Source organism: Paenibacillus sp. SORGH_AS_0306 (assembly GCF_030819345.1).
In the GTDB taxonomy this organism is placed as follows: Bacteria; Bacillota; Bacilli; order Paenibacillales; family Paenibacillaceae; genus Saccharibacillus; species Saccharibacillus kyungheensis.
In genome coordinates this window covers 3470411-3494048 of record NZ_JAUTBP010000001.1, presented here as the reverse complement: position 1 = coordinate 3494048, position 23638 = coordinate 3470411, and the positions used below count along the sequence as shown (strand labels likewise).

Below are 23638 nucleotides of genomic sequence, written 5' to 3'. Positions count from 1 at the left end.
ATGAATCCAGCAAGGGGCAAAATAGCCTCTTGCTTTTTTTTGCGCTCTACTTTAAAATTTGCACAAGGGAAACATTATTTCTTTATATAAAAATATAGTCATATACGAAAAATAATTGCTTCAATGTAAGATTTGGCGTTTAGATTATTGGTAGATAGTTATGGAGTATTTTGAAATGATAGGAGGATCATATATGTCAGTTCATCGTTCCAAATCATCATGGGCGCAAGCATATTTAATTCATAAGCGCCATCGCAAATCAGGATTATCCTCTCCGCTATATCAACGCATTGTATATGGAATAAGCATCGCTGTAATTGTATTGATTCTCAGTGGATGTACCACGATTCAGGGAGCTGTTGATGATTCACCTTCTTTTGAAGAAGGAGGAAAATTACGAATTACAGCAACAACAGGAATGATTGCTGATGTGGCTCGTGAAGTAGGTGGAGAACATGTGATGGTAACAGGATTAATGGGTCCTGGTGTCGATCCTCATATGTACAAAGCTTCGCAAGGGGATATTCGTAAATTAGATGATGCCGATCTGGTGTTGTATAACGGATTGCATTTAGAAGGTAGCATGACCAAGATTATGGAGAAAATGAGTAAATCTCGTCATGTTGTTGCTGTAGCTGAAAATATCGATCCTACACAGCTACGATACAGTGAAGATGGAGCAACCGAATATGATCCACATATCTGGTTCGATGTAAGCCTGTGGATGAATGTCACACAGACGATAGAAGCCGCACTGATTGAAGCTGATCCTGCACATGAAGCAGATTACCGTCAGAATGCTACTCAATATTTAGCAGCATTGAATACTTTGCATCAAGAAGTACAGACCAAAATAGCCAGTATTCCAGAGTCGGGTCGAGTATTGATTACTGCTCATGATGCTTTTGGATATTACGGAGATGCTTACAATATCGAAGTAAAAGGATTACAAGGCATTAGTACAGCCGCAGAATACGGCTCTAAAGACGTAAGCGATCTACGTAATGAATTGGTAGAACGTGGGATCAAAGCGGTATTTGTAGAGTCTAGTGTGCCTTCTAGATCAATGGAAGCTATTATTGCAGGTGCTAGATCAATGGGGCATACCGTCCAAATTGGAGGAGAGTTATTCTCTGATGCGATGGGCGAGGCAGGTACAGAAGAAGGAACTTATATCGGAATGGTACGCCACAATACAGATACGATTGTAGAAGCGCTCAAATAATATAAATGATTTATATACTCAAACACTTTATTACACAAGGAGGTTTATGTATGACAAGTTCTGCTTTTACCAGTATTCGTGTAACAGACAATGATTCTCAATCGTTACCTCTTCAGGTCTCAGGGCTTACAGTAGCTTATCATAAAAAGCCGGTTGTAGAGGACGTATCATTTTCGTTAGCACCGGGACGGCTTATTGGTCTGATTGGTCCCAATGGAGCCGGCAAATCGACATTACTAAAAGCATCATTAGGATTAGTTCCTTCAATCGCAGGTGATGTCAAAGTATACGGCAAAACATATCAACAAAACCGTAAAAAAATCGGCTATGTGCCACAACGTGAATCGGTAGATTGGGATTTTCCTACAAATGCTTTGGATGTTGTATTGATGGGCACATATGGACGATTAGGTTGGTTCCGCCGTCCTAGCAAAACTGAACGCGAAACAGCAATGGAATGTCTGCGCAAAGTAGGAATGGCGGATTATGCACAACGGCAGATTAGCCAATTGTCTGGTGGACAACAACAACGTATTTTTTTAGCTAGAGCTTTAGCGCAACAAGCTCAATTGTATTTGATGGACGAGCCGTTTGCCGGAGTCGATGCTACAACAGAGAAAGCGATTATCTCATTGCTAGAACAACTCAAAGCAGAAGGTAAAACAGTTCTTGTTGTCCACCATGATCTATCGACAGTAGAATCCTATTTTGATGATGTATTGTTACTGAATCGTACATTGATTGGTGCAGGTGCAGTGAAAGATATATTTAATGCTGATATGCTACAGCAGACATATGGTGGCAAAATGGCAGTGTTACAAGGTAAAGAAGGCATTGTGCTTGCAGGTAAGTAACTGCATATTCAATCAAGTGCTGAATAAAGAATAGCTGACTTTACTAAAATGATGTAATTCATTTAAAAAATCAGATGGATAAAGAGAGTCTAACAATAAGCATCGGGGGTGAAGAGAACGTATGTTCAACACGATAGGAGCTTTGATACTTGATCCGAATGTACGCTGGATTATTGTAGGTTGTATGTTGTTAGGGTTAAGTAGTGGAGTGATTGGTTCCTTTATGGTTTTACGCAAACAAAGCTTGATCGGAGATGCGCTGGCTCATGCGGCATTGCCCGGTATTTGTATTGCTTTTATGTTAAGCGGTGTGAAATCGACAGGTGGCTTTTTTATCGGTGCATTAGTTGCTGGTGTCATTGCTACATTCGGTATTCGCTGGATCACACAATATTCACGTATCAAGCAGGATGCAGCAATGGGCATTATTTTATCTTTCTTTTTCGGAGTAGGAGTATTGTTACTAACTCATATTCAACATAGCGGAGATGGAGGACAAAGCGGACTAGACAAGTACTTATTCGGACAAGCAGCATCGATGATGCAAAGTGATGTGTATGTTCTTGCAGGAATCAGTATATTGATGATTGTGATCTGCATTGCGTTATTTAGACTATTTAAATTGATCAGTTTCGATCCCGGATTTGCACGAGGAATGGGATTGCCGGTCGCTTTTTTAGAACAATTATTATTGCTTTTGACCGTTATTATCGTAGTCGCAGGGATTCAAGCAGTGGGTGTAGTCTTGATGTCTGCCTTATTAATTACACCTGCGATTGCTGCACGCTTTTGGACAGATCGTCTGCATATTATGGTCATACTATCAGGTGTATTCGGAGCTCTTAGTGGTCTGATCGGAACGCTGTGGAGTGGCATGGTATCTCAATTGCCTACAGGTCCCGTGACTGTACTTGCTGCTACTGTATTTTTTGCAATCTCGGCACTATGTGCTCCGCGTCGTGGATGGTTAGCCAAGCTCTGGTCACGTAAGCAGACCAAAGACCAATGGCATCGTCAAGGAGGAATCAGCCATGAGTAGTGATTTTTGGATCATATTAACAGCTTGTCTGATGTCAGCGGCGTGTGGACTGCTAGGTTGTTTTCTTATTTTGCGTAAAATGGCATTGATCGGTGATGCGATTAGTCACGCAGTATTGCCCGGCATTGCGATCGCTTTTCTACTCAGTGGAACACGAGATTCGTTAGCGATGATGATCGGTGCGACTGCTCTTGGATTGCTTGCTGTATTTCTGATTCAATGGTTGCAAAATTCAGGCATACAATCCGATGCGTCGATCGGTATTATTTTTACAGCGCTATTCGCGATCGGTGTTATTATTATCAGTCTGAATGCTCGCAATATTGATCTAGATCTCGATTGTGTATTGTTCGGCGAAATTGCTTATGTACAATGGGATACATGGACAGCCAATGGGATAGATATGGGGCCACGTTCGGTCTGGATGTTAGGGTCAGCGTTATTGATTATTTTATTGTTGCTTGCTTTATTCTATAAACAATTCAAAATTTCAGCATTTGATCCTGCGATGGCTGTGGCTTGTGGGATTCCGGTGATGTTATTCCATTACTTATTAATGGGGATGGTGTCGATGACTTCTGTGGCTTCTTTTGAAAGTGTAGGAGCGATATTGGTTGTCGGTATGTTGATTATTCCTGCTTCTACCGCTTACTTGCTTACAGATCGTCTGGGCAGAATGTTGATGTATAGCGTACTTACAGGAGTCGTTAGCTCTATTATTGGTTATTATACAGCATATGTGCTGAATGCTTCGATTGCAGGAAGTATTGTTACGGTAGCAGGTATATTGTTCGGATTTGCGTTTGTATTTTCTCCTAAGCATGGCATATTGATTCGCCGCTTACGTCAACGACGTTCTAACGGAGTAGCTATCGCTGAATAAGAATTTCATAAGAACAATGTAGAACTATGCTTTCCAATAATTTTATGCATATAGAAAGTGAAGCAATATAATAGGTCTACACCTAAATGTAAACCATTTGCAAAACATCCTGTAATATTGCAGGGTGTTTTGATTATTTTTCACATGTAATTTACAAAAGCTTTTGTGACCGCTGTAATATCTATGTTAAAATGAGCCTGATATACCCTATGATAACTGACTGACTCCAGTAGATGGCATACACATCATCATAGAAATAGGAACGAAGAAAGGGACGGTACGACAAGATGACAACACGTAAATATAAGTTATTAGCTTTAGATATGGATGGAACATTATTGAATGATAATCACGAGATTACACTCGAAACGATTAAATGGATTAATAAAGCGATGGATGAAGGTATCCATGTATGTCTATCTACAGGACGCGCAGCGCATAGTGCTATGCCGTATGCTGAGCAATTAGGCTTAGATACTCCAATGGTAACAGTAAACGGCAGTGAGGTCTGGAAAGCACCTCATGAGCTACACCGACGTACACTGGTCGATCCTGACTTGATTCGCCAAATGTATGAACTGGCTATTGAAAAAGATGTATGGTTCTGGGCTTATACCGTAAATGGACTGCACAATCGGGATAACTGGTTAGAACCAGGGACAGACCTTACAAGTATCGAATGGCTCAAATTCGGCTACAATACGGAAAACGATGAACTTCGTTACCAGATTCTGATGGCGTTACAAGATATGGGCGGACTTGAGATTTCTAACTCTTCTCCACATAACTTGGAGATCAATCCACTGGGTATTAACAAAGCAGCTGGTATTAACGAAGTGTGCCAATTGCTGAATATTGATATGTCTGAAGTGGTTGCTGTAGGCGATAGCTTAAACGATCTAGCGGTTATTCAAGCGGTAGGTCTAGGCGTAGCGATGGGTAATGCACAAGAACCTGTAAAAGAATCAGCTGATCTAGTCGTAGGTTCTAACAATGATGATGGTATTGTCGAAGTCATTCGCGATTATATCCTTGTCTAAAAAAATTGTGCAACGCTTTACGCTTTCTTCGAGTATATATGTATAGAAAGATTACTGGGAGGAGTGAACCCTACCGATGGAAATTCTCGGTTGGAGCTTAGTCATTATTTTATTTATCGTCGGTATTGCAGGTGCTATCTATCCTGTATTGCCGGGCGCGTTAGCTATTTATTTTGGATTTTTCGTATACGGATGGTTTTTCTCATTCGCTGAATACAATGTCTGGTTCTGGATTATTCAGACCTTGATTGTGATTGTGCTATTTGTCGCCGATTACGTCGTCGGTGCGTACGGAACCAAAAAGTTCGGCGGAACCAAGCTTACCGTTATTTTATCGACGATCGGTTTGATTGTAGGGCCATTTGTGATTCCTGCTTTTGGTCTGATCTTAGGGCCATTGATCGGTGCGATTCTGGGTGAGTTGATTTCAGGGAAAGATTTTCAACAATCGCTCAAAGCTGCCTGGGGAACGATGCTTGGACTGTTTACGAGTATGATTGTGAAAATTATTTTGCAATTGGCGATGATTGCGATCTTTTTCCTTTGGATTTTTGTATTTTAAAAAATAACCCGCATTGCTTAGATGACTATAGGTTGTCTATAATAGAGGTTGTTGAAAAAGCCCAAGACCGGAAGGCATTTCAGCCTTCCGGTTTTTTGGTATGGTTGAGATCGGGCGTGAGAAAAGGGGAAACGTTTTGTCTAAAACAGAGTCATTTGTTAGAGGAACCGTCATTTTAGCTGCTGCTGCTTTAATTGCACGTGTGCTAGGTTTGGTACAACGTGTACCGTTAGAGCATATGTTAGGCGTAACAGGGAATGCATCGTTTACTGTAGCAAACAATTTGTATTTAATGTTATTAGCTGTAGCAACAGCAGGTATTCCAAGTACACTGAGTAAAATGGTATCTGAACGTTATGCACTAGGTAGACCTGCAGAAGCACAACGCATTTACTTTGCAGCGTTGTTATTTGCAGGTGTGATTGGTGTAATTATGACCGTAGGTTTGTATATTTTTGCACCATTTTTTGCGGTGTATAGCTCTAAAGTGCCTGAAGCGATTTTAGCTATTCGAGCTATCGCTCCATCTTTATTATTATTTCCGATGATTGCGATGATGCGCGGTTATTTTCAGGGACGTAACTTGATGATTGCAGGCGGTATCTCTCAAATTGTTGAGCAGATCGCACGTGTATTTACAGCTATTTTGTTAGCTTATATTATTTTGCAGTTAGGATATGGTGGTGTAGAAGCTTCTGCCGGTGCTTCTTTTGGTAGTGTGCTTGGTAGTATAGGTGCATTTGCCGTGATGTTATACTATGCGTTCAAAATGCGTAAACAAGATAAATTAGAAGGTATAGATGCTAAATCAGACAAAGATCATGCAGTCATTCCATTAACGCAAATTTATGGTGATATTTTTAAATTATCGATTCCTATCGTACTATCTTCATTAACGATTCCAGCCGTTTATTTTATCGATAGTATATTGGTCAAACCTTTATTGATTGGACAATTAGGAGATGCGATGGCTACAAATGTGCTGGCGATTTTGGGAGCTAGAGCGCAAAGTGTAGCAGGTATTCCACCGATCTTAGCTATCGCACTCAGTCAATCGCTTATTCCTATTATTTCAGCAGCGTTTGCTAGTCGCAAAATGGAACATTTGAAAAATCAAATTACATTAGCATTGCGAATTTCTGTACTTACAGGTGTTCCGATTGTTTTGATTTTCAGTACCGCAGCATATTCAGTCAATGGATTATTATTTAGTACGCAAGAAGGTGCAGGTATTATTGCTGCTTTGACACTGGGTACGATTTTCCAGATTACGATGATGACGACCAATTCTATGTTAATCGGGATCAACAAAGCGAATTTATCGATGGTACATGTCATGATCGGTATTGCGGTCAAATTAGTTGCTAGTTTTGCGTTAGCTCCGTTTATTGGAATCTACGGTATTATTGCAGGAACAGCTTTATGTTTTATCACTATTACATGGATGAATATTCGTTCATTGCGCCAAATCGTAACTTTCTCTGTATTAGGCAACCGTTGGGTCGGATTTATTGTGACTGTGGTGGTATTAGGTGGAATTGGTCTACTGCTGAATCAGGTCGGTATTCTATTAACAGCTTATATGAATGAACGGGTTGCATTTTTTATCGGTTGTTGTATGGTAGGAATAGCGATATTATTGGTATATCCCGTTATGCTTGTTCTGCTAAGAGTTGTTCGAGCGAATGAACTGGATTCTTATCCAAAAGTATTGCGTAAAGTTTTCCGTCCATTGATGCGTCTACAAAAGAATTAGGAGGAATAGCATAATGCAATTGATTAATAGTAAAGAAGATTTCACTACCGTTACTCACTCTTCGCAATTAACTGTCGCTGTGTTCAAAGCAGATTGGTGTGGAGATTGCCGATATATTGATCCATTTATGCCTGAAGTAGAAAGTCAGTATGCAGATCGTCTAACGCTTGTAGAGGTAGATGTAGAAGCAACAGGCGATGTGAGTCAAGAACAGAACATTCTGGGTATCCCTAGCTTTGTAGCTTATGCGAACGGCAAAGAATTAGTACGTTTCGTCAACAAAGCACGCAAATCTCGCGAAGAAATTGAGCAGTTTTTGGATCGCGCTGTTGCAGTCTATGAGACACTAGCTACATCAACAGCGGAATAAAAAATTAGATTTTAATTTAAGATGATTAGCTACTATTACTCAATATAAACAAATTTTTAAAAAAAGACTCGTAAAACGATTCGCTCTCAAAAGCTAATCTTTACGGGTCTTTTTATGTATTTTTTTTTATAGTAATAAAGACATATTGAATTAGAAAATTTACTTATTTATTTTAATTACTCATAATATTTTTATACTATGAAAATGAAACTATTTCTTTTGAATTTCGACTTTTTAATTCTCAAATGTAAAAAAAACGACAAATAATTTGCAACTATAATATTCACAGAAAATTATTTGGCTTTATTAAGACCTATGTACTTTTGCTAGCAAGGTAACTAGAATATGAATATCGAGTTGGCCAAATTTCGAAATACAATAGCAATTGGAGATATATACTAAATGAAATTATTTAAAGTAATGATAGGAATCATGTTATTTTTAGGTCTATATACAAGTTCTTTTGGAACAGTGAATGCAAATAGCTCTACAAGTGTTACTGATACTTACTCAACTAACAATACCCAAGTTTTTACTCCTTCAGTTACTCAAAATGTTTATAGCAATAACTCATTTGAAATAGCTGCAAATGCAGTATCTACATTGACCTATCGAGGTACATCTTTAGCTGTTCGTCCTGGCGATGTTTTAGTAACTAATAGTACTAGCTCAAATGGTTTGACAGGACATGCTGGAATCGTAGTTAATGATCAAGGTACAGTAGTTACTATTAACGGATATAACAATGATCTAGCAGCAGAAAATATGACACAATGGAATAGCAAAAATGTTAGAGTTATGCGATATAGTAATACTAATGCAGCTTCTAAAGCAGCTGCTTGGGCTAAAAATTATTACCATACTTATAAAGGTAAGGTTCATTATGGATTAGTGAATACTATTGGATCTTACGAAAAAGAAACTTACTGTTCAAAAATTATATGGGATAGCTATTATTTTGGATCTGATATTACTATTGATGGACATACCCCTTATTGGAACGGAATTTATGCTCCATATTACTTCCTTACTCAATCTGGATTTACACAAATTACAGCTTGGGGACAAAATTTTTAATTTCTGATGTTTAAGACAGCCCAGTATTTTATGGGCTGTCTTTTTTGTTAATTTAAGTGTGGAAGATAGGTATTATATCGAGAAAAGCTACTCTAATTACTAGCTTTTCAATTCTAATAGTTATTGCGGAAAGAGTTACTATTTATTTAGGGCTTTATGAGTATCCTTTAAATAAAGAAAAAGCTGAAGAACAAATCAAAAAATATTTAATAAATGAAAAAGGTTATACCAGCTCGGAAATTGAGGAAGTTGAAGGAATATATTCATTTACATCATCTAATTCACCTTATGGTGCTAATGTGGTTTTTAAAGACTAGCCTAAAACGATTTATGCCTATTTTATTTTTAATGATGGTCATATTGACCAAACAGGTTATAGTGGTAATACTCAGAAACATTATGAGAATTAAATTAATATATTATAAATTTATTTATAATAGTTCAGTGCTAGAGTAGTTATACCTACTCTATTAAGAGATATTGAACATATTTTGTCACAAAGGATACGGTAGTGATTACTAGCAATTCGTTATAATAAATAAAGACTATAAATAATGTCACTATATTATAACTAGCGGGTGATTCTCGTAATGGCAAAAAGGTTTAGAATAACAACTACGCATTTAAAATGGTTGAGTTTTATCACTTGTGTTGTTATGTTTTTAGCGACTATGGGTGGACTGGTAGTAACTAAGTCTGATTCAGGATTGGGCTGTGGAAACGAATGGCCATTATGTCATGGCAAATTTATTCCTTCTCATACGATTTCTTCTTTAATTGAGTATTCTCATCGTATTGTGAGTGGGTTAGCCGGAGTCACGGCTCTATTCTCATTTATTGGATTTATGCTTTTCAATAAACATCGTGAACTTAAAATTTATGCATTTTTTACATTGTTATTTGTACTAGTACAAGCAGCTATGGGTGCATTAGCTGTTAAGTTTTCACAATCTGCTCCAATCATGGCACTACATTTCGGATTTGCAATGATCGCTTTTGCTAGTTCGTCGATGATGGCGCTTGGTGCAAGGCGGATGGATCAGCAAAAAGGTGATTTGCCAATTCCAGATGAACCACCGGTGAGTAAAGGAATGCGTAATCTAACATGGTTCGCAACTATCTACACATACATGGTGGTGTATACAGGAGCCTTTGTCACACATACCGATTCTAGAGGTGGGTGTTCTGGCGTATTACTATGTAATGGTTCTATCTTACCTGAATTATCCGGTGGGGTAGCGGTAGCATTTTTCCATCGCGTAGCCGCTTATAGTCTGTTAATCGTTATTGCAGTGCTAGCACATTATGCCTACCGTCGTCATCCATATAATCCAGGTATTCGTAAGCTTGGAGTGACTGCGATCGTATTTATTATCATGCAGATTCTAAGTGGTATGTTGAATATTGTAACGATGAAAATACCAGAGTGGTATTTCTTCTCCAGCATGTTGCATACGTTGTTGATTCAGATTTTATTCGGTGTGTTATGTTATATGAGTGTGCGTGTATGGCAATTAAGTCGTGGTACACGTGGCAAATTAGGGCAAAATGTATAACCGTATGATCTATTTAGATAGCAATAAAAAGTGAATATACATCCAATAGATTGCGTCAGATGAACAATTGATGAAAAATTTCTAATTTCCTTAGGAAATATTCATTTTTGCTTTGACAAAGAGTGTGAAGTTCACTATACTGAGAAAAGATTTTCATTTTCATTCGAATTTTTCATATTTTCTTATCGAGAGTGGTGGAGGGACTGGCCCGATGAAACCCGGCAACCGATTTTGGAATAGCTATTACGTAGTTTTCCAAAATGTCATGGTGCTAATTCCTTCAAAATGGCGTGTGCAATTGGTACATAGCGATTTTGGCAGATGAGAAGGAAGTATCTCTAATAATAGAGAACCCTTTTCTGCGAAAGGGTTCTTTTTTTGTATAAAGAAGAGAGAAGTGAATACCGACATATATGATAGCGAGAATATATCCGACTTATTCGATGGTTTATATATGATTAATGTAATATGAATGCAGGAATGAAGAAGTACAAGGAAGGAGCACCTATCTGTGATTGAATTAAAAAGTATTACTAAAACGTATGGTAAAGGGAAAAATCTAAGCCCTGCGTTAAGCGGTATAGATTTGAAAATAGAAAAAGGCGAGATTTTCGGCGTTATCGGTCACTCCGGTGCAGGTAAAAGTACATTGATTCGATGTATTAATTTACTAGAACGTCCAACCTCTGGTGAAGTATGGATCGATGGTGTGGAAATGACCAAGCTGAACAAAGCGCGCTTACAAGCAAGACGACGCAAAATAGGTATGATTTTTCAACACTTCAATCTATTATCTTCAGCGACAGTGTATGAGAACATCGCTTTTCCTTTGCGCTTAGTCAAAACACCGGAACGCAACATTAAAGAAAAAGTGAAAGAATTGCTCGCTCTAGTTGGATTGGAACAACATGCCAATAAATATCCTGCTCAATTATCAGGTGGACAAAAGCAGCGTGTCGGTATTGCTCGGTCACTAGCTAGTGACCCTGATGTATTGCTTTGTGATGAAGCGACATCTGCTCTTGATCCTCAGACTACAAATTCGATTTTAAAATTGCTGGTCGATATCAATGAGCGCTTTAACTTAACAATCATCTTAATCACTCATGAAATGCATGTTATTCAGAGCATTTGTGATAAAGTAGCTGTTATTCATCGGGGCGGCATTGTAGAACAAGGGCCTGTAACAAATGTCTTTTTGAAGCCACAGCATGAAGTGACACGTGATTTTATTTTAAATGAGTCTAATAATGCTGAATTACTAATTACTTCATGGACAGCACCAAATGTTCCTAATTCATTGACTGTCAAAGTGTCTTTCTTGGGAGATAAAACGTATGAATCGATCCTTTCGCAAACGGTACGTCAAACTGGAGTCGATTTTGCTATTTTGCAAGGAACGATTTCAACGTTAAAAAATGTACCGTATGGACAGTTGATTGTTCGCTTTGAAGGAACAGAAGGAGACATTAAGCGTACACTCGATGGATTGACCGCTGAAGGTCTCGATGTGGAGGTGATCAACTGATGGGTGAATTAGATTTCTCACAAATTGATTGGAATGAATTCGGTACAGCGACCTTAGATACACTCAAAATGGTAGGCGCTTCTGGATTATTTACATTAATTCTAGGATTGCCATTAGGTATTTTGTTATTTATTACAGGGCGTTCTACTGTAGCATGGGTGCGTTATTTCTATGCAGTGATCGCGTTTATCGTTAATATTTTGCGTTCGGTTCCATTTATTATACTGATTGTGGCGATCTTACCATTAACGCAAATTCTAGTAGGAACAACGATTGGTGTACTTGGAACGATCCCACCATTAGTTATTGCTGCCGCACCGTTTTTTGCTAGATTGGTCGAAACAGCACTTCGTGAAGTCGATCGTGGTGTGATTGAAGCAGCGAATGCGATGGGAGCTTCGTTGTGGCAGATTATAACGCGCGTACTTGTACGTGAAGCAATGCCAGGGCTACTAGCAGGTTTAACGGTTACTGTGGTTGCACTAGTCTCTAATACAGCGATGGCAGGGATGATTGGCGCAGGAGGACTTGGAACACTTGCAATCAACTATGGTTATTATCGCTATGATACAGCGATCATGCTAGTGGCTGTAGTCATCATGGTTATTATTGTTCAAATTCTACAAATGCTTGGTGATCGTCTAGTGGTTCATTTTTCGAGAAGATAAACAGTAATACAAAAGAGATTGAGCATAGAGTAGTTATTCTGCTGAATATTTATACGATGATAGATAATCACAAATATTCAGCATTTGTATCATATACGTATACCAATCCAAAACTAATAAAGGGGTAGAGAAGATGAAAAAATGGACTTTGATTTTGCTAAGTATTATGTTGGTTGCTATCGTATCTGCTTGCGGTAACAAAGCAGCAGACAACACAGCAGCAACAGGAACAACAGAAGGCGGAGCAGAAACCGTAACATTGAAAGTAGGCGCAACAGCTGTACCTCACGCTGAAATCTTAAAACATATTCAACCTGCACTTGCTAAAGAAGGCGTAAATTTACAAGTTGTCGAATTTACAGATTATATTCAACCTAACGTTCAATTGAACGGCAAACAGTTAGATGCAAACTACTTCCAAACATTGCCTTACCTTGAAGAGCAAAACAAATCTCGTGGTATGACTTTAAAAGCTGTACAACCTGTGCACATCGAGCCTTTCGGTGCGTATTCTACAAAATATAAATCAATCGATGAATTGCCAGACGGTGCAAATATCGCAATCCCTAATGAAGTATCTAATGGAGCACGCGCTTTGATCTTGTTGGCTAACAATGGATTGATTGAATTGAAAGACAAAACAAACATCACTTCTTCTGTAAAAGATATTACAGCTAATCCAAAAAACTTTAAATTTACACCGATGGATGCGGCTTTTATCACTAGACAATTAGGTCAAGTCGATATGGGTATGATCAACATGAACTATGTATTAGAAGCTAAAATCGATCCTAAATCTGCATTGTTGACTGAAACAAGTAGCGCACCATATGCTAACTATTTAGTTACTCGTGAAGACAACCAAAATGATGCAGCTATCGAAAAATTGAAAAAAGCTTTAACTTCTGATGATGTTAAAAAATTCATCGAAGATACGTACAATGGTGCTGTAATCCCAGCATTTTAATTAAAATGTACAAATAAAAATAAGGTTATAGCCAAAGTTATGATTTGTGATCAAATACAAATGATAACGGGCTATAACCTTATTTTTTTATCTAGTATTTCGCTGATCGATGGATCGATCGTTTTACCTTAATCATTTACAACACTTGCCTGTACTTTTAATTTTCCTGTAGATCCATCGGTAGTTACCGCAAAGATGTTCCACAGCCCCCACGAAGCTTGTCTATATACATCATATAAAGGTAAATTCCATTGTTGTTGCTGACCAGGTACTAAACTAGATTTCATAAGATTTCTGGTATCATCAGGAAAGTTAATTTCGTAATCGATTGTTTGCTTGCCTGTATTTTTCAAGATCAATTTTATATCTACATGATTTTGATATGTAAAAGGAATATTAGCTTGACCTCCAGAGAGTATAAATGTCTGTTGTGGTAACCCTTTAACTTTTGAAGTAAAACGGGTCTGTTGATAGGTTACTAGGTTGTCTATCTGTGTGTGCGTTAGAGTAGAACGATTCACAGAATGGTGTAACACATGATGGCTAGTTGCGGTACCTGCAAATACAGAACTAGAAGTAGCTAATGATATAGATAAAACTAAAGGTACATATAATAACTTTTTGAGACTTCTCATTATTAAATTTTCCTTTCTGTTTTATTGAAGTGGATGATGTAATGATTATAACGTGTTATGTAACCTCCTTTTTTGATATACACCGATGTTATTTAGCTTTATGATGCCATTAAAATAGGAGGATAAATGATCAAACATTATATAAAATATGCAAACTATTTATTGATGAACCAATGGAGTAAAATTTGCTTGAGTTACATCTACAAGATCCTGTGGAGCGAGTTCTACTTGCATTCCAATTTTGCCTGCGCTGACAATCATCGTTTCTAAGATCATAGCTTCTTCATCAATAAAAGTAGGATACAATTTCTTCATTCCGATAGGAGAACAGCCCCCTCGAATATAACCTGTCCATTTCTGCAATTCATTCACAGGTAGCATATCCAATTTTTTTTCACCTGCTGCTTTAGCTGCTTTTTTTAGATCTAATTCTGCTCCTACTGGAATCACAAAAATAAACAAGTTATGTTTGTTTTGCGTGACCAATGTTTTAAATACCATTTCAGGTGGTTTATTAATTTTGGCGGCAACTGCATTACCATGAATTTTGCCGTCTTTATTATCGTATTCAATAATCTCGTATGCAATATTTTCTTTGTCTAAAATACGCATTGCATTTGTTTTGCTAGTACTCATTGAATGTACCTCCTTATCCAAAAAAAGCGTAATACATCTATTATAAACTATCTTTTCGTCATTCGTAGTCCTATATACGGTGTTGTTTGGTGATCCTTTTGACATCTATAGGTTAAGGTCTGTACACTAGATAAGAATAAGTATCATCCAAAAGCTACAATACAAACGTATTATATGATAGAAGCGCAATATAGTAGAAGATATGCGATAGCATTGTCTAGAGGAGGAACTTTTTTGGATCGGAAAATTGCCCTGATTACAGGCAGTGCCAAAGGATTAGGAAAAATGACGGCGCTTACGCTAGCGAGTCAAGGCTGTGATATTGCTTTAAATTATATGAATAGTCATGAAGAGGCTGTGCATCTACAATCTCGCATTGAAAATATGGGCGTACGCTGTATTGCTGTACAAGCAGATATCTCTATCGAAGAAGACATAGACCAGCTTGTAGACGAAGTAGAACAACAATTAGGCGGTATTGATATTCTTGTCAATAATGCAGGCCCTTTTATCCGGGAACGCCGTTTATTCGCTGATTATGAGCGGACAGAGATTATGTCGTTAATGCAAGGCAATCTTATTGGAGCGATGTTATTAGATCATCGTGTATTACCTCATATGCGTCAGCAGAAATGGGGACGGATTATTCATTTTGGGTTTGGACATGCTGCTGAATCCAGATCATGGCCTCAGCGTGCTGTCTATGCCGCCGCCAAAGTAGGATTAGTTTCTTTTACCAAAACGTTAGCTGTAGAAGAAGCTGAAAATGCGATTACGATTAATATGATCTGTCCCGGAGATATTCGTGGAGATAACAAAGAAAAGCGGATCGCCGATGTACTTCATCTAAGCGATGATGAAACACCAAGAGGTCGTCCTGGAAGTGGAGAAGATATTGCACGTGTGATCTCGTATCTATGCCATTCGGATTCTGATTTCATTACAGGCAATATTATGGATATTTCCGGTGGACTTGATCCGATTCGCCCTTATATCAAAGGGTAAACAGTTGCAATAGTAGCTAAAAAACAACCAAAAAAGCGTCCTGTTCCCCGAAGGAAACAAGACGCTTTTTGTTATGCCACGAAGGCAATCTATGATTACCTCTGTATAGAAAAGTCTGAATTAGAATACTTGGACAACCTCTTCCACACCTTCAACTTCTTCGAAAAGGGCGCGTTCGATACCCGCTTTAAGCGTGATTGTTGAACTTGGGCAACTACCACAAGCTCCCATCAACTTAAGCTTAACGATACCATCCTCAACGTCTACCAATTCAACGTCGCCGCCATCGCGTTGCAAGAATGGACGCAATTTGTCCAGAACTTCCAATACTTCATCGTACATTTCTACTTGTACACTTTCACTCATATTGTTCAACTCCTTTCGTAACTATATTATAGTATAAATACACCAAAATTTCAGCATTTACGCAATGATTTTTATACTCATTTCAAATTTCTTTATGAAAATGACAATATAAGCGTATATTTAGACACATTTTATAGTATGATGTTCAAGGTAACAACGATTGGAGGAATACAACCATGAGACCGATTATTGAGTTTTGCCAGAGCAATATGCATACAGGTACAGATCAGGTAATGAAGAAATTAGAAGCAGAACCTGACTATGATATTATAGAATACGGCTGTTTAGGTAACTGTGGCCAATGTTATGCCATGCCATATGCTCTAGTAAACGGAGAAATTGTCGCATCAGAAGATGCTGACACATTATATACATTAATTTTGGAAAAAATTAATGAAGCTGATGCTTGGGCTGATCTCGATTTAGATTGAGATCAGCTTTTTTCTATGCAATCAGCAACAACACCATGCTAAATATCACTATACAGTCGGGATGAAGTAAAAAGTCATCCTAGCCGAAATGATGTTTGGACATCCAGAGCACACCACTTTTTAGAAGGCGAGGCACTTTACCGGTAACAGAACTTTTGCCACCGAATCCAAATCCTGTACCGAATCCGGATTTTTTACCTAGAGCACCCAGTGTACCTTTTAATTTCAATGGATGTACTTTTGGTTGTTCACCTTTCCAACCTGCGACGATTACATTAGCAATCTGTTCTGCTTGAGCTTCAGCCGCCTGTGCACTAGCTGCGAAAGGAAGAGAAGCACAATCTCCACATACGAATACTTCAGGACGACCTGGAATCCGGTAAAATTCATCTAAAATTACACGTCCAGAGTTATCTTGGTTGACGTTCAATTCATCGATCAATGGAACAGGACGAATACCTGCTGTCCAGACTGTTACATCCGCAGTAATACGCTCGGATTCACCGTTGTAGACACAAGTCCCTTCAACACGACTAATATTGATATGATTGCGAACTTCTACATTATGCTCGCGGAACCATTCTTCTACATATTTAGATAGACGTGGAGGAGAGGAAGACAATAGACGCTCACCACGATCCAGAATACGCACATTTAGATCTTCACGACTTTCGCGAATCTCTGCTGCAATCTCTATTCCGCTTAATCCTCCACCTACGATATTCACAGTAGCTTGAGGTGGTAAATTATTAATTTTTAAGTACGTATCACGAGTAGCTGTGAACGATTGAATCGTACTGGTATATTCAGCAGCACCAGGGACACCGTGGAAATTATCGGTACAACCTAAAGCGATCACCATTTGATCATAAGTCAGCGGTTCGCCATCTTCAAATGAAATGACTTTATCTTCTAAATTAATCCCTGTTACATCACCATAACGAGTAGTGATTTTGGCATGTGTTGGGAATTTTACTCGTAATTCAAGATCAGAAGCAGTACCTGCTGCTAAAGCATAATATTCTGTTTTAAGCCCCTGGAAAGGCATACGGTCTACTAAAATAATTTGTGTGTCTGCTGGAATCTTGTGATCTAATAATTCGTGGGCTAGTGTAACTCCACCGTAACCTGCACCGAGTATAACTAAACTTTTCATGATATCTTCTCCTTCTGGTAGATAATAAATAGATGAGAATCGTACATGATCCCCGTAGTCATAATGATTTCAAAAATCATAAACATAGAGGCAAGTCATCCGGCGCAGAGAAGGCAAAGCGGTGAGCCGGGTGATGCCTTTTTTGCCCTAAAAGCCAAACATTGCCAGCTTCAAGGCGTATAAACGGGCTTTACTTCTAAGATACAGCGATAGGATATATAGAAAGTATCCACTGTATGATTAAGTAAAGCCCGGGGTATGAAAGTATCTGTATGATTAAGTAAAGCCCGGGGTATGATGAAATGTTGAATAGACGTAAAGACTATTCGTATACTTGAATTTCGTTGTAGAAAGTATCACGTTCTACAGGAATACGTCCTGCACCTTTGATAAGCCAGATCAACTCTTTACGAGTTAGACCTTCTGGAGTCAAAGCACCTGCTGCATGACTGATACGTTCTTTGATAATGGTACCGTGAGCATCAGAAGCACCGAAAGTCAAAGCCATTTGTGTTAACTGAGTACCAATGTTGATGAAATATGCTTTGATATGATCGATATTGTCAAGCATCAGACGGCTGATTGCGATTGTTTTCAAATCTTCATAAGCCGAGTTACGACGCATAATACTTGCATTTTTACTTTTCGGTTGCATAGACAATGGAATAAAGACCAGGAATCCATTCGTTTCGTCTTGCAACTCACGAATTTGTACCATATGACGAATACGATCTTCATAGCTTTCAATTGAACCGTATAACATCGTTGTGTGTGTACGCATACCCATATTGTGAGCAGTACGATGCACTTCTAGATAACGATCAACATTTGCTTTGTCGACACGCATTTTTTTGCGATATTCGTCAGATAAAATCTCTGCGCCACCACCGGTTAACGATTGCAAACCTGCTTCACGTAATTTGGTGAGGACTTGCTCAATATTCAATCCACTAATACGTGTAAAGAAATCAATTTCAGCCGCAGTGTATGCTTTCAGTACTACATCTGGAAAAGCTTCTTTGAGCGCTTGAAGAGAATCAACATAATATTGGAAAGGTACATTGTTGTTATGACCTCCAACAATATGGAATTCACGAACGCCAGGATGGTAATGTTGTTGAACATAATCAACCATTTCCTGACCACTTAGTGTATAAGAACCTTCTTCGCCTTCGTCTTTACGGAAGTTACAAAATGCGCAATGAGCTTCACATACATTGGTAAAATATAGACTCATATTTTCAATAAAATAAACCTTTTTACCATTTTTGCGTAAGTTCGCTTCATTTGCCATTTGTCCGATGGTTAGAATATCGTCACTCTCATATAGATATACCCCATCTTCAATAGATAAACGCTCACCAGTACGGACTTTGTGGAAAATTTCTGCCATACGAGTATCGGTTTGCGGTGTAATAATAGTAGACATGCTAGGTTCCTCCTGTTCTCCTTAAAACTTCTGTCTATCTTCTGTGATGTCCGAATCTTGTAAGACGCTCTTGTCATTGTCTTACACCAATAAGGAGTCAATGAATAATAGCAATTAAAAAAAGCACACCATATATGCTGTGAATCCTAACAATAAAAATGCCAAAATAACTTCATCTTTGAACGCATACTATATAATATACAACAAATTACATAACATAGTCACCTGATTTGAAGAATTAATGTGAAAAAAGTTACAACGGCACATAAGGTGTAACGATGTTTTGTTTTTGACAGAATTTCGACATTTCCTGTCATCCTTCACTTACCCATTATAAACCTCTCATGTAACGCGGGCAATACAATTACTTAAAAAATGAAAGATTATACGTAATGAATAAGCCTTGAGTGCAGTGGAACAGAAGAGTATAATGAAAAAGAAAAGGAGGGGATATCATTGATTACAATTAGTGACGCAGCAGCTTCGCGCATGAAAGGCATTATGGAAGATCAAGACATACCCGGTCTATTCGTACGCATCGGTGTTAACCCTGGCGGTTGCAGTGGATTCTCTTATGCCATGGGCTTTGATAGCGAAGAAACGGATAAAGATATATATATGACTATTCAAGATATGAAAGTCGTTGTGGATAAAGAAGATTTGAAATACTTGAACGGTTTGGAAGTGGATTTTGAAGAATCAGGCATGAGTGGTGGATTTACGATTCATAACCCCAATGCTGTAGCAACATGCGGTTGCGGATCAAGTTTCCGTACACGCGAAGAAGATGAAGTATTGGCTCAACCTTGTGAAGATTAAGTGAACACATGACATGAGTATAAGAAGACCTCGAAAGCGTACATTCACGTCATTTCGGGGTCTTTTTTTTGTATACAAGATCAAGACATACCTGTAATTAGAATTGAAAATACAGCGAAATTGTACAAAGGAGGATACGATCATGGCGAAAATAGATGAGCACGCATGGGCATTTATGGGCGGGGTGTATTTGGCAGCAGTAGGTATGTTTTTCTTAGCTTGGAAAGTAAGTGATCTTTTATTTTTTCAATAAAGGTTAGATTGAACGGGAAAAGGAATTTGAATAGAATATCGAAATAGATATAAAAAAGCGAACCCTAATTTTAATAGGCTTCGCTTTTTATATTTTAAATCTTAGATTTCCGTTTACGGTATTTCTGAACCATTAAAAAAATTAATCCGGCACTTGTAACATAGATACTGATCAGCACTAATGTTCTGCCATAAGGATGTTCAGCGAGGATCATACTATTACCAATGATGGATAGAAACGTTCCAATAAGGGCAATACTTCCGTCTTTACTCCACATATGCAACAGTTCCTTGGTGAGTAGATGATAAGTATTATGACAGTTGGTCTTCGATCGACTTGGTTAATGGAGATTCTACATCGCCGGTATGCTTGGTACTTACAGATTCGATCAAGACTAATCCGCATTCTTCTTCCGCGAGCGGATTATGCATCGTTCCTTTAGGGACAATATAGAATTCCCCTTTTTGCAAAGTGATGTCTTCAGCATCTTGGAGACGAATCACAATGCTGCCATAGACCACTAAAAATAACTCATCTTCATGATCGTGTTGATGCCAGACCAGTTCACCTTTTACTTTAGCGACTTTGACATATTGATCGTTTACCTGTCCAATGATTCGTGGTGACCAGTGCTCTGTAATTTTGGCTAATTCTTCTGCAATATTGGTAGGATTTAGTACGTTTAACATCATCAACACTCCATTCTGCAACTATGTATAGGATCAAATCTTATAGATATCGTATATTTTAACACGAATTCGATATTAATCTTTAACGTTTTGTAGTTTGAGAAAATCCCAGTTCATTAGCAATTTTAACTTGGTATGCAGTTCAGCTTGATCGATCGGCATTTTATTGTCGATCCACCAATGAAGTACACCTAAGACAGCTCCTACATAAGCCTCTACAGTAATCTCAATATCGATAGCACTCATATGTGTAGAATGAGCAGTTACATATTCTTTAATACCATTTCCCATATCACGGCGGATAATATTACGTAATGAATCTTTTTCTTCGGATAACAGTTGTGAAAATAAGTTTTTATGTTTTGTTGTAACCGCAAGTAGTTCTTGAAAGATTTCTGTAGGCGTATGCTGCGCTAATTTGAATTCTTGTTCTGCAATCTGTTGTAGCGTATGCGAAAGTAATTGGAATTTGTCATCAAAATGAGTATAAAACGTAGTCCGATGAACCATAGCTAGATCACAAATTTGTTTGACGGTTATCGTTTCAAAAGATTGTTTTTCGATCAACTCTAATAATGATTGCTGTAACAACTTATGTGTACGTTTTACTCTAAGATCTTCTTTCTTTTTATCCATACAAATTCTCCTATCTGTATTGTTATTCTACATATTTATGATTTTGATTCTTGCTGCGACTTATTATACATCATACTATTTAAACTACAAACATCAATTAAATATACATGTGTATAAAAAGAGGAGAGATAAATATGAGCAACTTAGATGTACGACATCAACTTACCAACGAGGAAGAACAATTATTACAACGTGCTACTGATTTATTTCCAGTGTTGAGAAAGTTCGGACAGCAAATTGATGAAGATCGACACATTCCGGAAGAACTTATTGAACAACTTGCTGCGGCAGGATTATTTAAATTAGGAACGCTTAAAAAGTATGGTGGATATGAAGTAAGTATCCGGGCTTTAGTCGAAATTATTTCTGAGGTGGCTAAAGGGAATGGTTCAGTAGGTTGGGTAGTACAGATTATTAATGGCAATAATTTTAATGCAACATTGTCTTTAAGCCCTCAAGTGTTAGATTTGATTTTTGAAGAAGAAGAGGAAGTGCGATTCTGTTCTGTTTTACAAGGACGTAAAGTTGATTTTCAAAAAGTAGATGGTGGGTATCTAGTGGAACAAGGTGTATGGGGATTTGCTTCCGGTTCTAAACATGCTACTCACGCTTTATTGAATCTAAGAGATAATCGGTCGGTGAAAGACAATGCGAGTATGTTATTAGCAGTGGTTCCGATGAGTGAAGTGACGATTATAGATGACTGGTATACGATGAGTCTGCGAGGTTCGTCTAGTAATAGCATACAAATTCATAATGTATTTATTCCTGATAAATATATCGTGGATCAAAGCGAAAATATGTATACAAATATGAATGTTCTATCCAATGAATCAGAACATATCAACCAATACAAACCGTATACTCTTATTATTTCGACATTAACTACAGGCATTAGCGCTATTCTTGGTTTGGCTAGAGGTGGTTTGGAGTATTTTGTTGAGACAGCCACTCGCAAAGGAATAACAATGACTACTCACAGCATACAAGCAGAAGTAGGGCATATTCAGTATAAAGTAGGGCTTGCAGCGATGAAGATTGAATCCGCTCACCTGCATATTAATCGTTCGATCGAAAGTCTTGAGTATCATATTCAGAAGAAACAGCCATTTACTGAAAAAGAATTTGCCCAAATTCAAACGGATATTGGTTATGCGGCTATGTTATGTACTGAAAGTGTCGATATGTTGATGGTCGAAAGTGGTGGTAGTGTCATCGCTGATTCTAACCCACTTTCTCAAATTTATCGCGATATTCGCGGTGGAGCGAATCATGCACTGACCACTGCATCGACTGGACTTGAATTGTATGGACGTATCTTATTAGGCTTACCCCCTCAAAATCTACTGACTCTTTCGTATCGACCGATCTTAACAGTCTAATTGAGAAAGGTGCAGATGCTATATGATGAACAAAATCACGATTATTTCAGGTAGCCCTAATAAGAAGTCTCGTGTGAACGGACTGGTCGATTATGCTGCAAAATTGTTGATAGATCACGGCTATGAAGTATCTATTATCCAAGTAGCTACATTGCCAGCAGAAGATGTGATGTATGCTCATTTTGGCAGTAAGGCTATTTTAGAAGCTAATGCACAAGTTGCAGAAGCTACAGGAATCATTATAGTCAGTCCTGTATACAAAACAACATTAACTGGACTGGTCAAAGCTTATATTGATCTGTTACCGCAAAAAGGGTTGGAGCATAAAATAGTGGCTACGTATTTGGTAGGTGGAACGATATCCAATTTGTTATCGATCGATTATGGAGTTAAGCCGATCTTGGCTTCAATGGGAGCCTATTGTTTTGCCAAAAATGTATTTGCCGTAGATCATCAGATTGAACGAATAGAGGAGAATGAAGATCAGATTCATTTTGTACTGAGTGAAGAAATGAAGCAACGTGTTGAACAATCTGTCAACGATATGATTAATTATAGAATGATGACCGTCTAGAATAACCAGAAACCTTAAAATCTTTTTAATAACTATTCACAAGGAGTTCATATGCCTCTTTTACAATAGCTTCACAGCCAGCACATCACTACAGGATGGCAG

26 protein-coding genes and 1 riboswitch are annotated in these 23638 nt (G+C 38.1%); of the genes, 19 read left to right on the top strand and 7 right to left on the bottom strand.

Features of this window, described 5'->3' with window-relative positions:
• The first annotated feature begins 193 nt into the window (after positions 1–193).
• The 14 genes from QE450_RS15225 (at position 194) to QE450_RS15165 (ending at position 13525) form a co-directional block, all read left to right on the top strand.
• Positions 194–1225: a metal ABC transporter solute-binding protein, Zn/Mn family gene (locus tag QE450_RS15225; RefSeq protein ID WP_307300322.1), complete on the top strand. Its 1032-nt coding sequence runs from the start codon at positions 194–196 to the stop codon at positions 1223–1225.
• Positions 1226–1275: 50 nt separating this feature from the next.
• On the top strand, positions 1276–2079 hold the full coding sequence (locus QE450_RS15220; RefSeq protein WP_307300318.1) for a metal ABC transporter ATP-binding protein: 804 nt from the start codon (positions 1276–1278) through the stop codon (positions 2077–2079).
• A gap of 121 nt (positions 2080–2200) precedes the next feature.
• Positions 2201–3118 (top strand): metal ABC transporter permease, encoded by a 918-nt coding sequence (locus QE450_RS15215; RefSeq protein WP_307300315.1) that lies wholly within the window; start codon positions 2201–2203, stop codon positions 3116–3118.
• The gene (locus QE450_RS15210) at positions 3111–4001 is read left to right on the top strand and encodes a metal ABC transporter permease (RefSeq protein WP_301263373.1); all 891 of its coding nucleotides are present in this window, start codon (positions 3111–3113) and stop codon (positions 3999–4001) included. Before QE450_RS15215 ends, QE450_RS15210 begins: the two co-directional genes overlap by 8 nt.
• Before the next feature lie 287 nt (positions 4002–4288).
• On the top strand, positions 4289–5041 hold the full coding sequence (locus QE450_RS15205; protein ID WP_273613516.1) for a Cof-type HAD-IIB family hydrolase: 753 nt from the start codon (positions 4289–4291) through the stop codon (positions 5039–5041).
• 76 nt (positions 5042–5117) lie between these two features.
• A complete protein-coding gene (locus QE450_RS15200) occupies positions 5118–5603 on the top strand; it encodes a DUF456 domain-containing protein (protein ID WP_273613515.1) in 486 nt (161 codons plus the stop codon).
• Between the two features lie 136 nt (positions 5604–5739).
• Positions 5740–7359, top strand: a complete 1620-nt coding sequence (locus tag QE450_RS15195; RefSeq protein ID WP_307300309.1) for a putative polysaccharide biosynthesis protein — start codon at positions 5740–5742, stop codon at positions 7357–7359.
• Between the two features lie 13 nt (positions 7360–7372).
• Positions 7373–7729: a thioredoxin family protein gene (locus QE450_RS15190; RefSeq protein WP_273613513.1), complete on the top strand. Its 357-nt coding sequence runs from the start codon at positions 7373–7375 to the stop codon at positions 7727–7729.
• Between the two features lie 402 nt (positions 7730–8131).
• Positions 8132–8806 (top strand): hypothetical protein, encoded by a 675-nt coding sequence (locus tag QE450_RS15185; protein WP_307300306.1) that lies wholly within the window; start codon positions 8132–8134, stop codon positions 8804–8806.
• 56 nt (positions 8807–8862) lie between these two features.
• Positions 8863–9123, top strand: coding sequence for a DUF3139 domain-containing protein (locus tag QE450_RS23575; RefSeq protein WP_373461986.1), 261 nt, complete (start codon positions 8863–8865; stop codon positions 9121–9123).
• A 273-nt stretch (positions 9124–9396) separates the two neighbouring features.
• The gene (locus tag QE450_RS15180) at positions 9397–10362 is read left to right on the top strand and encodes a COX15/CtaA family protein (RefSeq protein ID WP_307300304.1); all 966 of its coding nucleotides are present in this window, start codon (positions 9397–9399) and stop codon (positions 10360–10362) included.
• 179 nt (positions 10363–10541) lie between these two features.
• Positions 10542–10690: riboswitch (SAM riboswitch) on the top strand.
• 183 nt (positions 10691–10873) lie between these two features.
• A complete protein-coding gene (locus QE450_RS15175) occupies positions 10874–11890 on the top strand; it encodes a methionine ABC transporter ATP-binding protein (protein WP_301263370.1) in 1017 nt (338 codons plus the stop codon).
• Positions 11890–12558, top strand: coding sequence for a methionine ABC transporter permease (locus QE450_RS15170; protein WP_204826828.1), 669 nt, complete (start codon positions 11890–11892; stop codon positions 12556–12558). The genes QE450_RS15175 and QE450_RS15170 overlap by 1 nt, the downstream gene beginning before the upstream one ends.
• Before the next feature lie 133 nt (positions 12559–12691).
• The gene (locus QE450_RS15165) at positions 12692–13525 is read left to right on the top strand and encodes a MetQ/NlpA family ABC transporter substrate-binding protein (protein WP_273613509.1); all 834 of its coding nucleotides are present in this window, start codon (positions 12692–12694) and stop codon (positions 13523–13525) included.
• A gap of 128 nt (positions 13526–13653) precedes the next feature.
• Here QE450_RS15165 and QE450_RS15160 read toward each other — a convergent pair whose 3' ends face one another.
• Together QE450_RS15160 and ybaK are read right to left on the bottom strand one after the other, a co-directional pair.
• A complete protein-coding gene (locus tag QE450_RS15160; protein ID WP_307300295.1) occupies positions 13654–14160 on the bottom strand; it encodes a hypothetical protein in 507 nt (168 codons plus the stop codon).
• A gap of 159 nt (positions 14161–14319) precedes the next feature.
• Positions 14320–14796 carry a Cys-tRNA(Pro) deacylase gene (gene ybaK / locus QE450_RS15155; RefSeq protein ID WP_274171928.1) on the bottom strand — a complete coding sequence of 159 codons (477 nt, stop codon included), beginning with the start codon at positions 14794–14796 and terminating at the stop codon, positions 14320–14322.
• A gap of 234 nt (positions 14797–15030) precedes the next feature.
• Between ybaK and QE450_RS15150 the strand changes: the two genes are divergently transcribed.
• Positions 15031–15801 carry an SDR family oxidoreductase gene (locus QE450_RS15150; protein ID WP_274171929.1) on the top strand — a complete coding sequence of 257 codons (771 nt, stop codon included), beginning with the start codon at positions 15031–15033 and terminating at the stop codon, positions 15799–15801.
• Between the two features lie 120 nt (positions 15802–15921).
• On the opposite strand, the gene QE450_RS15145 is transcribed toward QE450_RS15150, so the two are convergent.
• On the bottom strand, positions 15922–16167 hold the full coding sequence (locus tag QE450_RS15145) for a NifU family protein (RefSeq protein ID WP_273613505.1): 246 nt from the start codon (positions 16165–16167) through the stop codon (positions 15922–15924).
• Positions 16168–16343: 176 nt separating this feature from the next.
• Between QE450_RS15145 and QE450_RS15140 the strand changes: the two genes are divergently transcribed.
• Positions 16344–16598, top strand: a complete 255-nt coding sequence (locus QE450_RS15140; protein ID WP_273613504.1) for a YuzB family protein — start codon at positions 16344–16346, stop codon at positions 16596–16598.
• Between the two features lie 79 nt (positions 16599–16677).
• Here QE450_RS15140 and QE450_RS15135 read toward each other — a convergent pair whose 3' ends face one another.
• A complete protein-coding gene (locus QE450_RS15135; protein ID WP_273613503.1) occupies positions 16678–17754 on the bottom strand; it encodes an NAD(P)/FAD-dependent oxidoreductase in 1077 nt (358 codons plus the stop codon).
• Positions 17755–18076: 322 nt separating this feature from the next.
• Complete coding sequence (gene mqnE, locus QE450_RS15130; RefSeq protein WP_273613502.1) at positions 18077–19183, bottom strand: aminofutalosine synthase MqnE; 1107 nt, start codon at positions 19181–19183, stop codon at positions 18077–18079.
• A gap of 456 nt (positions 19184–19639) precedes the next feature.
• Between mqnE and QE450_RS15125 the strand changes: the two genes are divergently transcribed.
• Positions 19640–20002: a HesB/IscA family protein gene (locus QE450_RS15125; RefSeq protein WP_204826821.1), complete on the top strand. Its 363-nt coding sequence runs from the start codon at positions 19640–19642 to the stop codon at positions 20000–20002.
• A gap of 564 nt (positions 20003–20566) precedes the next feature.
• Here QE450_RS15125 and QE450_RS15120 read toward each other — a convergent pair.
• Entirely contained in the window at positions 20567–20944 is a 378-nt protein-coding gene (locus QE450_RS15120) for a cupin domain-containing protein (protein ID WP_307300284.1), read from the bottom strand.
• Between the two features lie 75 nt (positions 20945–21019).
• Positions 21020–21580, bottom strand: coding sequence for a TetR/AcrR family transcriptional regulator (locus QE450_RS15115; protein ID WP_373461985.1), 561 nt, complete (start codon positions 21578–21580; stop codon positions 21020–21022).
• Positions 21581–21714: 134 nt separating this feature from the next.
• Between QE450_RS15115 and QE450_RS15110 the strand changes: the two genes are divergently transcribed.
• Positions 21715–22962 (top strand): acyl-CoA dehydrogenase family protein, encoded by a 1248-nt coding sequence (locus tag QE450_RS15110; RefSeq protein WP_307300282.1) that lies wholly within the window; start codon positions 21715–21717, stop codon positions 22960–22962.
• 22 nt (positions 22963–22984) lie between these two features.
• Positions 22985–23536 (top strand): NADPH-dependent FMN reductase, encoded by a 552-nt coding sequence (gene ssuE / locus QE450_RS15105; RefSeq protein ID WP_307300279.1) that lies wholly within the window; start codon positions 22985–22987, stop codon positions 23534–23536.
• The last annotated feature ends 102 nt before the right edge of the window (positions 23537–23638 follow it).